This is a genomic window from Schaalia sp. 19OD2882 (assembly GCF_018986735.1).
Taxonomy (GTDB): Bacteria; Actinomycetota; Actinomycetes; order Actinomycetales; family Actinomycetaceae; genus Pauljensenia.
The window spans coordinates 504,271-517,490 of sequence record NZ_CP065521.1 but is presented as its reverse complement, the minus strand read 5'-3'; the positions used below and the strand labels follow the sequence as shown (position 1 = coordinate 517,490).

Genomic DNA, 13,220 nt, shown 5'->3' with positions numbered 1-13,220 from the left:
CGACAGTGAGATTTTTCACTGAGGTGGGTGGTCGCGGTGAGGTGTGGCTTGGAGTGAAGAGAAGAGGGAGTCGTCATAGGCGAAGGCATGTCAAGCCCCGAGAGGCGCAGTAACAGGCAGGACGCATGGAACTGGACCAGATCTCACTCTTTGTCGGCCTCGACGTAGGCAAAAGCGAACACTGGGCTCATGCCCTGTGCCGTGCGGGCAAGAGACTCCTAAACGAGGCTTCGCCCAACAACGAAACCAAACTATGTTGGCCCTCCCAGGACCAAACTAAGCACGGCACAGTCTTGGTGGTGGTAGACCAGCCAGCCACCATTGGAGCCTTGACTGCGATGGTGGCCCAAGGTGAAGCGCCCTGGGTTTCGTTCCGTGGTTAGACGGTCGCGGGTGCGGTCGTCATGGGGTGAGTGTAGGACGCTTCGACTTCCGCGGGGGTGCGGTAGCCGAGAGCTTCGTGCAAGCGGTCATGGTTCCACCAGTGGACCCAGCCCATGGTGGCGATTTCGACCGCCTCGGTGGACTCCCAGATCCTCCGCTGGGAGTGGATCAATTCGGCCTTGAACAGGCCATTGACGGTCTCTGCGAGGGCGTTGTCGTAGGAGTCGCCGACGGTGCCGATTGATGCGGTGACGCCGGCGGTGATCAACGCGGCTGAGTAGGCCAGGGAGACGTATTGGGCTCCGCGGTCGCTGTGGTGGATCACCCCGCTCTCGCTGCGGACTGCGCCGCTGGTCAGCAGGGCATGTTCGAGCGCCAGCAGGGGCAGGCCCTCGGTGTGGAGGGTCGCAGCCACCGCCCAGCCGACGATCTTGCGGGTGCACACGTCGGTGATGAACGCGACGTAGCAGAACCCGGCGAGGATCCGCACGTAGGTGATGTCAGCGACCCACAGGCGGTTGGGCTGCTCCGCGGTGAAGCGCCGTTCGACGAGGTCCGGGCGGGCATCAGGCACCTGGGCAGGTCGTGTGGTGACTGGTTTCCGGCCCCGCCGCACCCCCCGCAGGCCAGCTGCTCGCATCAGGCGGGCGACCTGGTCACGGCCTACGTCCCAGCCGGCGCGGCGCATTGCGTGGTGCATCTTCCGCACCCCGTAGACGCTGTAGTTCTCGCTGTGGATCCGCCGGATCTCCGGCAGGAGGGCCTCATCCCGCAGCGCCCTGGCCGAGGCTGGACGCGCCTTGGCGGCCCGGTAGTCGCGGGACGTGATGAACCCACACTCCGTCGCGCTGAGCACGCGGCAGATGGCCTCGACCCCGAACTGATCACGGTGCTCGTCGATGAACCGGATCATCTCGTCGTGGGGCGGTCGAGTTCCGCGGCGAAAATAGCTGAGGCTGCTTTGAGGATCTCGTTGGCGCGCTGGGCTTCAGCCAGCTCCCGGCGCAGGCGCCGGTTCTCCTCCTCGAGTGACTCGCCACGACCGGTGACTGGTTCGGTGGGGCCGTAGCGGTTGCACCAGATCCGTAAGGTCTCCAGGCCGACCCCCAGCTGGGGCGCGATGGCACGGATCGACTCTGCGCGCGGGCCTCCCTCGCGCGCCTGACGTTCGTAGACCAGCCGCACGGCGCGGTCACGCAGCTCGGGACTGAACTTCTTGGGCATACTCCGATTCTCCTTGCTGAGACTCGGAACAAAACCCAGGACGCTTCAGTCGCTGTCCATGTCGTGGCCGGCGCGTTTCATGGCGTGTCACATTTTGTGCACCTAGTAGGTGCTGTGCCTGTCCGCGTGGATCTCCTTCAGCGCGGGGATGGGGCACTGTCCTGACGATGCCGGGTGCAGACAGGACGGGTTTTGGTCGCACGGCATCCGCGATCCGCACGCGGTGATGAACCTCCTTTGAGGATGATGACTCGGCATGCTGGAGATAAGCTTGGCCTCGAAGCGATCGTGGTGCGTGTCGATGACACGCAATCATTTCCCGGCTCAGGGGTCGAGTTCGGAGGCGCAAAAGCCGAGGCGGCCTTGAATAGTTCATTGACCTGATAGGGCTCGGCATTTTCCCTGTGGAGGCGCATGATTGCCTGTGCGAGTGTCCCGTCGTCATGGTGGTCATTCACGGCTGGGGCATGACACCAGCGACGCAGGGCCTCGTGACATGCCTCGAGTTTTCTTGGCAGTCAGTTGGATCGCTCTGGTCGAAGACGTCGTTTCATCAGGGGTCAAACGATCATTCACCAAACGGGCTACTCAGTACTTGAATTCCTCTAAAGTCTCTTCTCTCTTCGACACAAAACCGTCCTTTTCAGGTTTCACCTCGAAATAAACCAAGACGGTTCAATCGCCAACCAAGCCTTCTTCAACAATCTTCATGTCCAGATGGACGACCAGATCGACGGCAAACAAAGTGAGCCCTTCAACATCTTCTTCTCCCCAGCCGTACAACAGCTCACAACCGCAAGGCAGCAAGGTTTTGAAACAGGAACTCAAAGCGGACAGTTCACTGGTTTGAACAACGACCAACTGGTGGAGTCCAAGGCGCACGTGTCGAACGCATCCCCTGCTCGACCACCTGCTCCTTGCGACGCTGACGGCAGCGGCGTAGCCTCGGACGAGCGACACATTACGCATGTCACTAACGCCACATGAGGGCGCTGCGATTGTCCCGCACCGCTCACGAGCGCGAAAATAGAGGGGCAACCACATACCGCGTCGCTCCTTTGCGAGCCTCTGGGCAGGGGAAAGCGACGGTCCCGTTGGGATAAGCCGGACTGCAATGTCTACCCTGACTGAACGTCGCAAGCGCAGCTGTTACCCGACCGAACCCCTGCGGGAGAGCCATCCGATACGTCTCTCTAAGAAAACAACCTGAAACGCTTCGAGCGCCATCAACTTGCTGGTCACGTTGTGCGCGTTCTTCCCCAAAGGACGCGCAACCATGCCCAGTTTGCATGACGAGAACCAGCTGCTCTCCCTTTCAAAAGCCACCGATCTTGGATAGGGCGGCTACTCCACTCTCCGTAAGCTCATCGCCGAGAACCGACTGCCCGCTGTGCGCCTCGATCGACGCGTGAAGGTGCGCCGAGCCGATCTCGAAGCACTCGTCCATCCGACGAGCACCGATGCGCTTGATCACCACATCAAGGCTCTCGTCGACACCGCTCCGCGACTGTCCGATGACCAGATCGTTCGCCTCCGCCTCGCTGAGAACGAGAGGTGTTAGCTCAAGGGTACTCGCGCTTATCGCACGATCCAGACGCTCACCCCTGTGGTGATCGCGAGATGCATCTTGGAGCGCGAGCTGTCCCATACGGGTCTTCTCGGTAAGTCCGAGGCGACGGCAGCGTTAGTGACATACATGGATCACGGTCCCGACAAAGGACTGTACGTGCTGGCTAAGTGTGAGATCCGTCGTCTAGCTCGCGAGTACAACTACTCTATCTCACCGGGAGACTTGAACTCGGTCGCGGATTTCGTGCGTGACTCGGTTCAGCTCATCACCCCCAGCGCGGACGGTGATGTCGTCACACTCGCTAACAGTCTGTTCGACATTCGAATGAAAGAGCTGCATCCCTTCTCCCACTGGATCGTGCTCACATCGAAGGCCTTTGTCGCCTTCAACGAGAATGCGACCTCGCGCCCTGTGATCGACGGCTGGAGCGTTGACGAGTGGATCCGTGAGCTGGCGAACGACGACCCCGAGGTCGAGCACCTGTTCTGGCAGATTATTTCTGCACTCTTTCGCCCAGGTCATGGGTTCGACAAGGCGGTGCTCTTGTACTCGCCGACAGGCTCGAACGGCAAGGGCACGTTTGTCGAGCTGTTGCGGAACCTCATCGGAGCTGAAAGAGCCGCAACTCTCTCTATCTCGGATTTCGGTGGCCCGTTTCTCCCCGAGATGCTGAGAGGCGCCTTCTGCGTGCTCTCGGACGAGAACGAGGTGGGCGACTTCCTTCGTCGAACCGGGGTCTTCAAGGCGTGGGTGACGCACGACTGGATCCGGCTCAACGTGAAATACGGCGCATGACCAACATCAAGGGGCGAGGACTTGCTCGGCGACATCAGGGTCGAGAACGATGCCGCGCTTCAGTTCGCCGAGGAGTTCCTCCCACAGTTCCGGTGGGACCTGTTGCCGTAGAAGTTCCTCCATGCGATGTATGCGGCGTGGATGAAGAACGAGGTGCCCTCGGGGCACGCCGTCGGATCAAGGGAGTTCAACAAGCGCATGAGCGCTTATGTGGACGCGACTCCTGAGTGCGGCTGGAAGATCCCACGAGGCGACGATGGTAAGCAGAAGACCATTCGTACGCACAACAAGATCCTCGGTGAGGAGCCCCTGGCCGTCGAGTACGACCTGTCGGACTGGTTCGACATGCAGCCGGTGGGACGCTCGATCCGCAAGATCGAGATCCCTCGCAACATGCCGGTCTCGACCCGTGGACTGCTGCGCGCCAACGTCGTCCTCACTGACGACTAAACCGACGAGGACGATCCTCGCGAGTCACAACCGCAGCCGACGACGAACACGCTCGCTCTGTCGAGCGCGTTGACGGCTGCGATCTCACGCGACCCTGACGAGATCGCACGTGAGAGCAACGCGGCAGCAGCGGCGTTCATTACCAGGCAATCGGTCTGACCAAGTACACGAAGTGAAAGGAACGCCATCATGTCGAATCTCGACCAGGAGATCGCAGACGCGCTGGCGAAGGTCGAGCGTCGTCGCAAGAAGAAGCGCGTCGCCGAGGAGAAGGAGCGTGCGCGTTTCGCCGAGGCGGTCATGGCGGTACTCGACGAGATCGAGAATGTCAACGAGGTGATGGTCGGTGAGCTCCTCGAACGAGCGCAAGTGAAGGCCGCCGAGCGAGTCGCGAAGCGTCGTCGCGCTGCCGCTAAGGCAGCGGCGTCTCGCCGTGAGGCGGTCAGCGAAGCGTTGAACGAGTCCGTTCCTCAGCCTGTTTGGGGTGAGGAGCGATGACGGTGTTCGACGCGAGCTTGCTGGGGGGATCCAAGGGGGCGGGCACCGACCCCCTTGGCCAGCACGATGAGGCGTCAGCCGAATCGTCTGCTGGCCGTAGCGCGGTACCACCTAAAAGCTCGTCCCGGAACGGGGCGAGCGATAAGGATGCGCGCTACCAGCCGGAGGTCACCACCACGGACGGGCTCGCAGAGCGGGTTCGTGGTGGTGACCTCAGGATCGCGAGACGCCAGTCTCGCGACACCCGGGTGACTGTGCGGTTCTCCGATGAGGAGCGCACACAACTCGCCCGGGTCGCGCGGCGCTACGGCCTCTCGGAGTCGGGGGCGATCCGTGCCGCCGTCGACATGCTCGACGGCTCGGCCCCACCGAAGGCGATCAATCGCGATGTCTTGCGGTTGATCGGCGAGGTCAACGCCGTGGGCGTCAATGTCAACCAGCTCACCTGTCAAGGGTGGGCCGGGACGGCTCCGGCGGTCGCGCATCTCGACGAGGCGACGACCGCCCTGCTGCGTGTCGCGAAGGAGTTGGCGTAGTGAGTATTACGAAACAGACAACGACGACACGAGCAGCAGCCGCGATCATTTACGCCCACTACGGGAGACCGGCGAACGTCAAGCAGTCACGTGCGGCTGCGTGGCGTTCGGACTTCGGCTCGCCCTTGGACGCCATCGTGAAGATCGAGTCGATGCTCAAGGGCACAGGTCGCAAGAACCAGGCCTTGATGGTCATCCAGTCATTCTCGGCTGACGAGCTCGATCCGTGTGATCCGAGCACGCCGCAGACCGTGTGCGACGCGGCCTACGCTCTCGCGAAGGAGGTCGCACCGAACGCGCCGTGCGATGTCGTGGTTCACCTCGACTCTGACGGGGGTAACCCCCACGCACACGTCACCATCGCCAACGTCGACCTTGTGACCGGCAAGGCCGCGAGAGAGAACGGTCTGGCGCACTGGGTGCTCAAGAAGGCCAACGACAAAATCATGCGTGAGATGGGACTCCAGGTCCTTGAGCCCCACGAGCTCGCACACGATGTGAACCGGTCACGCTCCGGTGCGAGCGCCCAGGGTCTCACCGTCGACGAGCTCGACAAGAGCACATGGAGAGAGTTCCTCGCAGATCGCGTCGACGAGGCGCTGCTCGATCCGCGCTCGGTGGACTTCGAGACCCTGCGTGAGGTCGCCCGCGAGCTGGGCGTCTCGGTCGAAAAGAAGACGAGCGCCAAGAGCGAGGCCGAGGGCCGCGACCCGTCCGTCACCTATGCGCTGATAGACGAGTCCGGCGAGGTCCGTCGCTTCGGCAGATCGAAGGCCGCGTGTACGGCTCGCAGGCTCAGCGCTGACTACTCGTGGGCATCGGTCCACAACACCATGAACCAACGCATGATGAGAGAAGAGGAAATGGAAGATGTCCAGAGCCTTGGACAAGCAGACAGCGAGCTCGACGCCGCCCTCGCAGACCTTCGAGAAGTTGAGCAGGATCGAGGAGTCGCTCCTCGCCTTGGTCGAGTCGCAGAAGACCCTGAGCAAGCGGTTGACGAGCGTCGAGCAGGAGATGATCACTCGTACGAACGCGTTGAAATCATCGATGCAGACCTCGGAGGTCTTGCTGCCCGACTCGCTGACGAGCGACGTGAACGCGATCAAAGAGACGCTGAACAAGCAGAGCGCGACGCTGCGAGCGCTCGGCGAGACCGTCAGCGACAAGCGCGTCGTGAAAACGAGCGACGGCTCCGAAGTGAGCGCCTCCGTGCTACAAGCGCACTCGATGATGAAGACTCTCGAAGCATCCCAGAAGCGGATGACTTCGAGCTTGGATAAACTCGCCGCCTCGGTGAAGTCCAAGAGTCGCGTCACGCTCGACACCGAGAGCGTCGCTGTGGTGATGTCCCGTCGTGTGGACGAGCACTTCCAGAAGGCCGTGCAGGAGCCCGTGGATGCCCTCAGGAGCGATCTTCAGGGGCTCCGTGAGGAGATGACCACGCTCGGCTCTGACAAGCTCTCAGAGGTGCGTACGGCGGTCGAGCACTCGCTCAGCGAGCTCAGTGAAGCCCGACGGAATATCGAGGCCATCGAGCACAGGGTTACATTCGTCGGCATCTCGCGCCTCGCCCTCGCGGTACTGCCTCTGTTCATCTCGCTGCTCCTCGTCGGCGGCCTCGTCTGGGGCATCGGGAGCGTGTTCGGCATCGGCCCGCTGTTCGACTGGGCATGGGCCTCATTCGCTGCCGCCTCGGCATGGTGAGCGAAGGCTCTGATCGCCGCAGCGACGCGCGGTGTGGCAGTGCTCTTCGTCGGGCTTGTCCTGCGGGTGAGCCAGTGGGTCTACGAGGAACTCAGGTAAAGAAGGAGGTGATAACCATGATGCAACCGGTGATCGGCAAGGGCATCAAGCTCGGCAAGTCGCGTCTGACCGAGGACCGATCGAAGCTCACTAAGCGTCGCGACGGCAAGGTCCGTGAGGGAGAGTCGGTCGCGGCGTACCAGCGCCGCGTCCTCGGGCAGATCGAGAGCCTGGACTGGGCCTCGGAGGGTGGTCATGAAGCCGAGATCCGAGAGAGAACAAGACCCCGGTCACCGAAGAGGTGACCGGGACCTTCTTTGGGCGATAGGCGGTCACGAAAGAACCGCAGCAGCAGCGAGCGCTTACTGGGCGATTCCGTGGGCGAAGAGAGGTGCTTTGCTGGGCAGGAATGAACCATGGCGGAAGCTCGGTTAATGGCGGGCCAAAGATGGGCGCTAAGTGACCGTCTGTGCGGCTGATGACGACTCCAGCGCCCGGTAGATCGTCTGGCGAAGCTCTCCTGAGATGTCAGAGCTGGTCTGAGATGCGCAGCCGCTTGCCGAGCGCCTTAACCACCTTCTCCAGCGTCCCGGTGGAGATGTTCACGCCCGTCTCGACGCGTGCGATGGTCGGACGCGAGACGTGGGCTCGGCGTGCGAGCTCGGTCTGGCTCCATCCAAGGGCGCGCCTGGCGTCGCGCACGTCCTGGCCGACGCCGCGAGCGGGGTTGGGTGCACGGCTCATGACGGGGCTCCAATGACGGGTGCGATGGCACGTTCGGCGCGCACGCGCAGGGCGTGACCATAGGCGCTCATGCCGTCCCAGTCGACGACATCCTCGCCCGAGGCGTCGGTGACGACGGGAACCATGATTCGGGTCTTCTCCAGGCGAGCCATTGACACTCCATAGCCCCAGGAGAACTTGCCCATCGCGTTGCGCATCGTGGTCACGAGGAAGAGACCGCTGTCGGCATCGAGGTTCTCGTGCCTGAAGATGAGGAAGTTCTGAGCCGTGTAGAAGGGCGCTGGCTGGTAGAACGTCGACTGCGTCTTGAGCGTCACCGTGATGCAGTTGCCAGCCTCCGGGCGCGAGGTCTGGTCGGCGACGACCGCTGAAACAGAGTTCCCGCCGAGGGTCTGGCTGAGGTAGAGATTGCGGCCCGTGCCGTCGGCAAGGTGAACCTTGTCGTACCACGCCCTGGATGCCGTCATCGAGTCGAACACATCCGTGATGAACATGGGCTCGAACGTCAGTTCCGGGAGTGTGTCGTCGTCAGTGCGGCGAGTCTGGCGAGCGGTGTGTGTGTGTGTGTGTGAGGACGTGATCGAGCAGCTCCGCACCGAGCCGGTCCATGCCGTCCCAGTCAGCCTCAACAGTGCCGTCGGCGTTCGTGATAGCCGGAATCGCGACGGTCTGACGATTAAGCCGTTGCAAGTTTAGCTTCGTGCCATAGGAGTACTTGTTGACACATTCACGTTGAATGATCGCAGCACATACAAGAAGTGCCGGATGCGACACGTGCGGGATACGCGGCTCTAGCGCAATCACATCGTCCGACGCAAAGAACGGCGCCGACTGTAGGCGCGTTTGCCCTACTGAGCCGTTATACACGAGAGTAAGCCAACCACCAGGAAACAGTGGCTTGACGCTGGAGAAGTCCGTAATGCTGTTGAAAGATTCGGAGCCTCCAACGAAAGGGGTCTTTCCCGGCTCTCGATGTGCTGCGATAAGTCTCTTACCCTTATGAGGGCGGAATAAATCTACAATCAACATTGGCTGGAAGTCGAGGGTTTCGAGGACGCTCATTCGCCGGTCTCCTCGTCGCTGGACGGGCTCACGGACGGCGTGATGAGGTCGCCGCGCCCGTGGGCGTGCATGTCGACCTGCCAGGTCACGTAGTCGGCGACGGTGGCGAGAAAGTCCTCGTAGGTGGGTGGCTGGTCGTTGAAGTAGAAGTAGCTGTGCTGCCACTCGTCCTCGGCGGTGACCTCGGAGCGGACGATGAAGCTGGTGTCGTCTTGGACGTCTCCGCGCAGCACCTCCAGCAGGTGCTTGCGACGTGAGGCGACGGTGCCGTCGTCGACGAGGCCACGGTGTGGGGCGACAACCCATCCGTCCTTCTCGAAGTTCACGAAGCGGACCACGTGGTGGTCGGGGTGCTTGCGGCCTGCGGTGAAGATCGCGATGACGGTGTGGGGCGTGTGCCCGGAGTTGGTGAAGGTCATCGGGTTCATCGTGATGGCGGTCTCCAGCGTGTTGTGCTCAAGGATGTAGCGCTTGCGGGCCTTGTCCTCCTTGGTCTTGCCGACCATGGCGGACTGGGGAACGATGACGGCGAGCTTTCCGCCGGGGTTGAGGAACTCCAGGGCTCGCTGGATGAAGGCCAGCTCGGACAGGTTGCGTGTGCTCCTGTCCTTGGCCTGGGAGTACGGCGGGTTGAGTAGAACCTTGGTGAATCCGTGGCCGAAGGCGATACTGCCGTCGGGCAGCTTCACGTCCCCGCGCATCTCGGCCATGGGTGCCTCGAAGATGGAGTCGCGGCGGAAGTTCGCCTTGCCGTCGCCGCGCAGGATCATGTTCGTCGTACCGATGGCGAACAGCTTGTCTTGCAGCTCGATGCCGTAGAGCCTGTTCTTGCGGATGTCCTCACGGAGTGCGGTGTTGTCCCCGGCGTCGTCAAACATGCGCTGCATGGCGGCAATAAGGAAGGACGCCGTGCCTGCGGTGGGGTCGAGCACGTAGTCGGTCGCGTTGACGTCGATCAGCTCTGCCATGAGCGTGGTGACGTGCTCGGGGGTGAGGACAATACCCAGACCCGATCCGTCGCCGCCGCCGTAGGAGATGAACTCGTGGTAGAAGTTGCCGAGCACGTCGAAGGCGGTCATGGAGGGGTCGGTGACGACGTGGTAGACGTCGTTGGCCAGGATGCGCGCCATCCACTTCAGCGGTGACTCACCCAGGTCGCGGTGGGCACGGTTTAGCTGGGGTGCGGTCTTGATGAAGGAGAACTGGTCGAGAAGGGTTCCGATCTTGGCCTGCGGCATGAGCGCCTCGGACTTCATGTACTGCTCGGCTGCGTCGTAGATGATGCGCCCGTCCCAGACCTGGTAGTTGTTGCCCGGCGAGATACTCTGGAGACGGTCAAGGTCGAAGTAGGGGTACTGGAACGCGAGGAGGATTGCGGAGACGAGCGGCGCCTTGCGGTCATTCTCAACGGAGCCGTAGTTGCGCATCCCCTCGTGCAGGCGCTCAGCAGCGGCACGAACATCGTCGAGCTGGACCTCCGCGCGCGGGCGCTGCCCGCGGACCTGGACGGCGTAGTACTCGCCGATCTCCTTCTCAGAGAACACGTCGAGGTTGTCGAGGTCGTCAAGGTGCTTGACGAAGCCGGGAGCGAGGTAGGACACGGCGATCTCGTGGTGGACCTCGCCACCGCCAACACCCACGGCGAAGATGCCCTTGTCGAACGGGATGCCGTTGGCGAGCATGGTCTTCGCGTAGTGGATCGCACCGTTGAGCGCGTAGTCGGCACGGTAGGGATGCTCGGTGGTCGGGTCACCGTCGACGAGGTAGCGCGTGCGCTGGACATCCTTCTTGTCCTCGACCACGACAACGAAGCCACCTGAGACGAAGACGAACTCAGGCTTGCCTTCGGCATTGCCGGAGACCGACTTCGACCCTCCCTTGAGGGCGTCGCGCTTCCACTGCGGACCGCCGTCCTGCTCCCAAGGACGCTCGAAACCGATCTCGCGCAGCATGTCGCGGACGATCTGGTCCGTCACCTTCTCGTTCGCCATGTTCATCCTCTCTCCGCGGGCTTGTTTCTACCTCAGATTGTATCAGATATGTTGCATTGAGAATAGAGCGACACGACCTGTAGAGACGTGGTTTTGCCTGAGAAACGAACCCCCTGGAGGTCGGTGCGACCTCCAGGGGGTTCGTTTGTGAGAGTTCAGTGGGCACGGAAGATGAAGAGGCCTCCGTCGGGGGCGTCGGCGATCGTGTAGTCGAATCTCTCGTTTCACCACCAAGTGTCGAGGTCAAATGCCTCAATCAGCGTAAGAAGAAGAGGTGCTCGGCCAAGACCGTGCGCAAGGACGAAATCGAGCTAAGGGTCGAGGAGATCACCGCCTCATTCGTCGCCGAACCCGAGCTGCTGGCCTCACTCGCTGTTGATCTGGCCGACCACTACCATGCAGACCCACGGGCGCGGTGAGGAGATCCTCAAGGCGCTTGAAGCCCGGCGCAGTGACATGGAGGGCAAGCTTGCCAACTTCGCCAAGGCCATCTCGCAGGGCATCTTTAATGACACCATCGCCGAGGCTATGCGTGCACTTGAAGAGCAAAAGCGTGAACTTGACGCTGCCATCCAGGCCGAGCATGTGAAGGCGACGCTGTTCGAGGACAAGGCTTCAATCAGCGCGTTCTACAAGAGGTTCGCGCAGGCCACCATCGACACCCCCGAGATCAGAAAGCAACTCTTCAGGTACATCGTGGACAAGATGTACATTGGGCGCGACCAGATCGGCATCGCCTCGTACTACCACGACAGCGCAGCACCGATTGAGTTCGAAGACCTCGAAGAGGTGCTCCTCCGTGGCATAGAGCGGGGGAAGTGCGAACCTACGCTCAAAAGCGAGAGTTCGACACTTCCCCCCCGGAGTGGAGCTAAGGGGATTCGAACCCCTGACCTTCTCATTGCGAACGAGACGCGCTACCAACTGCGCCATAGCCCCAAGTGGAACGACGACAGTCTAGCACTGGGTCGTCCCCGAGTGGGAATCAGCCCCGAGAGGCCTGCCTCACTGGGCCCGACGCGCGTCCAGCACGGCGTCCAGATCCAGCGCCACGGCCTGCGAGGCGACCACGTCGATGGTGCTCATTGCGCCGGTGCCGGGGACTTGGGCCTCGACAGGGCGGGCGGGGACTCGAACGTCGACCTTCGGAATGCCCCGCAAGTCGGTGTCGGAGTGCACCCGGCGCCCGGCGACGCGGCCGCGCCTGGCGTAGGTGGGGGCAGGCACGGGGGTGACGGACCAGGTGAGACGCTCGACGCGAGGGGTCGCTCCTGTCGGCAGCGCGCCACTGGTGCCGGTGGCGGCCAGCGGGGCCTCGACCTCCTCCGGCTGCAAGGCGCCGACCTCGTCATCGACGCGTGCGGCCGCGCCCTCGTCCGCCAAGGCCCCCTCGCCATGGCCGCTCACGGGCGCGGACTGCTCACGCAGCACCGGCACGGCCACAGACTCGGGGATCTCGACAGCGGAGGAGGAAACCGGAGGCTTCCTGCGCGCCTGCTCCTTGGCGGCGGCACGCAAGGTACGCAGTTCCTCAAGCTCGGAACGCCCAACCGCCTCGGAACGAACGGCGGCCACCCGGGAAGTCCCCAGGACTGCCGCCAGCGGCACGATCCCGGCGAAGACCCACGGCCACGTCACCGCAGCGGTGGCCGGCACCGCGATCGCAAGGCCCACGGTGAGGACGGCGAAGATCGCGGCCAGCAGCATCCGCCGCTGCCCGGAGGCGGACTCGCGGGACAGTCTGGCCGCACGGCGAGCCCGCAGCGCAGAGATCTCGCGTACGGCGGAGCCGGCAGGGGTGGCGGGGCGAACGGTGCGGGTGCGGGCGGCTCGTGCGGTCCTGCCATTTCCCTGGTGCTGTGCCATGGTCTCCCCATCGTCTGCGTGCATGCGGACTGCGTCGGGCAGGAGGACCGGACGGTCTTCCCGATACGACATGTCGGCCTGGTCCTCCTGCGCGCCCAGGAGGCGCATGTGCGGGGAGAACCTGTCGATCTCCCGCGACTGCGTGATCGCCGTGCGCCTGGCGACCATCTGAGGGGCCATGAGCGCGACGACGACGATCATCGCTGCAATGACGAATCCCCCGTACTCCACCCCTCCACGCTAAGGGGTCGGGCACACCCGTGCGCGTCGGGTTCCGGCGTGTTGGGCATTCAAATAAAAGAGACACGTATTCTCGTTCATCACATTCACATCAGGTGTCACAGACACCCCACA

The 13,220-nt window shown here is 62.6% G+C and carries 17 protein-coding genes, 1 tRNA gene and 1 other annotated feature; of the genes, 9 read left to right on the top strand and 9 right to left on the bottom strand.

The annotated features are described in order from the left end of the window. Positions 1-125: 125 nt before the first annotated feature. Positions 126-383 carry a transposase gene (locus I6B53_RS11260; RefSeq protein WP_216764656.1) on the top strand — a complete coding sequence of 86 codons (258 nt, stop codon included), beginning with the start codon at positions 126-128 and terminating at the stop codon, positions 381-383. Here the strand turns inward: I6B53_RS11260 and I6B53_RS02260 are convergent. The 3 genes from I6B53_RS02260 to I6B53_RS02250 form a co-directional block, all read right to left on the bottom strand. After that, a protein-coding gene (locus I6B53_RS02260) for an IS3 family transposase (RefSeq protein ID WP_216764655.1) occupies positions 380-1,608 on the bottom strand; the annotation gives its coding sequence in 2 pieces (ribosomal slippage) (positions 380-1,332 and positions 1,332-1,608; 1,230 coding nt in all). The genes I6B53_RS11260 and I6B53_RS02260 overlap by 4 nt on opposite strands. Then, positions 1,203-1,336 (bottom strand) — a sequence feature (AL1L pseudoknot). Its footprint overlaps the gene before it by 134 nt. A 675-nt stretch (positions 1,609-2,283) precedes the next feature. Beyond that, positions 2,284-2,490 carry a hypothetical protein gene (locus I6B53_RS02255; protein WP_216764654.1) on the bottom strand — a complete coding sequence of 69 codons (207 nt, stop codon included), beginning with the start codon at positions 2,488-2,490 and terminating at the stop codon, positions 2,284-2,286. A gap of 433 nt (positions 2,491-2,923) precedes the next feature. After that, entirely contained in the window at positions 2,924-3,256 is a 333-nt protein-coding gene (locus I6B53_RS02250) for a hypothetical protein (protein WP_216764653.1), read from the bottom strand. A gap of 48 nt (positions 3,257-3,304) precedes the next feature. On the opposite strand from I6B53_RS02250, the gene I6B53_RS02245 reads away from it, so the two are divergent. From I6B53_RS02245 to I6B53_RS02215, 7 genes are all read left to right on the top strand, one after another. After that, positions 3,305-3,973: a DUF5906 domain-containing protein gene (locus I6B53_RS02245; RefSeq protein ID WP_216764652.1), complete on the top strand. Its 669-nt coding sequence runs from the start codon at positions 3,305-3,307 to the stop codon at positions 3,971-3,973. A 141-nt stretch (positions 3,974-4,114) separates the two neighbouring features. Further along, the gene (locus I6B53_RS02240; RefSeq protein WP_216764651.1) at positions 4,115-4,423 is read left to right on the top strand and encodes a hypothetical protein; all 309 of its coding nucleotides are present in this window, start codon (positions 4,115-4,117) and stop codon (positions 4,421-4,423) included. A gap of 189 nt (positions 4,424-4,612) precedes the next feature. Continuing rightward, positions 4,613-4,921, top strand: a complete 309-nt coding sequence (locus I6B53_RS02235) for a hypothetical protein (protein WP_216764650.1) — start codon at positions 4,613-4,615, stop codon at positions 4,919-4,921. Then, complete coding sequence (locus I6B53_RS02230; RefSeq protein WP_216764649.1) at positions 4,918-5,457, top strand: hypothetical protein; 540 nt, start codon at positions 4,918-4,920, stop codon at positions 5,455-5,457. The genes I6B53_RS02235 and I6B53_RS02230 overlap by 4 nt, the downstream gene beginning before the upstream one ends. Further along, positions 5,457-6,740 (top strand): relaxase/mobilization nuclease domain-containing protein, encoded by a 1,284-nt coding sequence (locus I6B53_RS02225; RefSeq protein WP_216764648.1) that lies wholly within the window; start codon positions 5,457-5,459, stop codon positions 6,738-6,740. Before I6B53_RS02230 ends, I6B53_RS02225 begins: the two co-directional genes overlap by 1 nt. Next, on the top strand, positions 6,688-7,164 hold the full coding sequence (locus tag I6B53_RS02220; RefSeq protein WP_216764647.1) for a hypothetical protein: 477 nt from the start codon (positions 6,688-6,690) through the stop codon (positions 7,162-7,164). Before I6B53_RS02225 ends, I6B53_RS02220 begins: the two co-directional genes overlap by 53 nt. A 116-nt stretch (positions 7,165-7,280) precedes the next feature. Continuing rightward, on the top strand, positions 7,281-7,508 hold the full coding sequence (locus I6B53_RS02215; RefSeq protein WP_216764646.1) for a hypothetical protein: 228 nt from the start codon (positions 7,281-7,283) through the stop codon (positions 7,506-7,508). 223 nt (positions 7,509-7,731) lie between these two features. On the opposite strand, the gene I6B53_RS02210 is transcribed toward I6B53_RS02215, so the two are convergent. The 4 genes from I6B53_RS02210 to I6B53_RS02195 are packed head-to-tail and all read right to left on the bottom strand — an operon-like array spanning position 7,732 to position 11,000. Further along, positions 7,732-7,947 carry a helix-turn-helix transcriptional regulator gene (locus tag I6B53_RS02210; RefSeq protein ID WP_253953937.1) on the bottom strand — a complete coding sequence of 72 codons (216 nt, stop codon included), beginning with the start codon at positions 7,945-7,947 and terminating at the stop codon, positions 7,732-7,734. Then, a complete protein-coding gene (locus I6B53_RS02205) occupies positions 7,944-8,441 on the bottom strand; it encodes a restriction endonuclease subunit S (protein ID WP_216764645.1) in 498 nt (165 codons plus the stop codon). The genes I6B53_RS02210 and I6B53_RS02205 overlap by 4 nt, the downstream gene beginning before the upstream one ends. Positions 8,442-8,475: 34 nt before the next feature. Continuing rightward, the gene (locus tag I6B53_RS02200) at positions 8,476-9,009 is read right to left on the bottom strand and encodes a restriction endonuclease subunit S (RefSeq protein WP_216764644.1); all 534 of its coding nucleotides are present in this window, start codon (positions 9,007-9,009) and stop codon (positions 8,476-8,478) included. Next, positions 9,006-11,000: a class I SAM-dependent DNA methyltransferase gene (locus tag I6B53_RS02195; RefSeq protein ID WP_253953936.1), complete on the bottom strand. Its 1,995-nt coding sequence runs from the start codon at positions 10,998-11,000 to the stop codon at positions 9,006-9,008. Before I6B53_RS02195 ends, I6B53_RS02200 begins: the two co-directional genes overlap by 4 nt. A gap of 158 nt (positions 11,001-11,158) precedes the next feature. On the opposite strand from I6B53_RS02195, the gene I6B53_RS02190 reads away from it, so the two are divergent. After that, complete coding sequence (locus tag I6B53_RS02190) at positions 11,159-11,419, top strand: hypothetical protein (protein ID WP_216764642.1); 261 nt, start codon at positions 11,159-11,161, stop codon at positions 11,417-11,419. Positions 11,420-11,866: 447 nt separating this feature from the next. On the opposite strand, the gene I6B53_RS02185 is transcribed toward I6B53_RS02190, so the two are convergent. Together I6B53_RS02185 and I6B53_RS02180 are read right to left on the bottom strand one after the other, a co-directional pair. Beyond that, positions 11,867-11,939 (bottom strand) — tRNA-Ala (locus I6B53_RS02185). Between the two features lie 66 nt (positions 11,940-12,005). Continuing rightward, positions 12,006-13,097 carry a hypothetical protein gene (locus tag I6B53_RS02180; RefSeq protein WP_216764641.1) on the bottom strand — a complete coding sequence of 364 codons (1,092 nt, stop codon included), beginning with the start codon at positions 13,095-13,097 and terminating at the stop codon, positions 12,006-12,008. Between the last annotated feature and the right edge of the window lie 123 nt (positions 13,098-13,220).

Excerpts from the sequence above, each read along its gene's own strand:
- I6B53_RS11260 (WP_216764656.1), top strand. The coding sequence starts at position 126 with ATGGAACTGGACCAGATCTCACTCTTTGTCGGCCTCGACGTAGGCAAA.
- I6B53_RS02250 (WP_216764653.1), bottom strand. The coding sequence starts at position 3,256 with ATGGGACAGCTCGCGCTCCAAGATGCATCTCGCGATCACCACAGGGGT.
- I6B53_RS02245 (WP_216764652.1), top strand. The coding sequence starts at position 3,305 with ATGGATCACGGTCCCGACAAAGGACTGTACGTGCTGGCTAAGTGTGAG.
- I6B53_RS02240 (WP_216764651.1), top strand. The coding sequence starts at position 4,115 with ATGAAGAACGAGGTGCCCTCGGGGCACGCCGTCGGATCAAGGGAGTTC.
- I6B53_RS02235 (WP_216764650.1), top strand. The coding sequence starts at position 4,613 with ATGTCGAATCTCGACCAGGAGATCGCAGACGCGCTGGCGAAGGTCGAG.
- I6B53_RS02230 (WP_216764649.1), top strand. The coding sequence starts at position 4,918 with ATGACGGTGTTCGACGCGAGCTTGCTGGGGGGATCCAAGGGGGCGGGC.
- I6B53_RS02220 (WP_216764647.1), top strand. The coding sequence starts at position 6,688 with ATGATGAAGACTCTCGAAGCATCCCAGAAGCGGATGACTTCGAGCTTG.
- I6B53_RS02215 (WP_216764646.1), top strand. The coding sequence starts at position 7,281 with ATGATGCAACCGGTGATCGGCAAGGGCATCAAGCTCGGCAAGTCGCGT.
- I6B53_RS02210 (WP_253953937.1), bottom strand. The coding sequence starts at position 7,947 with ATGAGCCGTGCACCCAACCCCGCTCGCGGCGTCGGCCAGGACGTGCGC.
- I6B53_RS02205 (WP_216764645.1), bottom strand. The coding sequence starts at position 8,441 with ATGTTCATCACGGATGTGTTCGACTCGATGACGGCATCCAGGGCGTGG.
- I6B53_RS02200 (WP_216764644.1), bottom strand. The coding sequence starts at position 9,009 with ATGAGCGTCCTCGAAACCCTCGACTTCCAGCCAATGTTGATTGTAGAT.
- I6B53_RS02195 (WP_253953936.1), bottom strand. The coding sequence starts at position 11,000 with ATGGCGAACGAGAAGGTGACGGACCAGATCGTCCGCGACATGCTGCGC.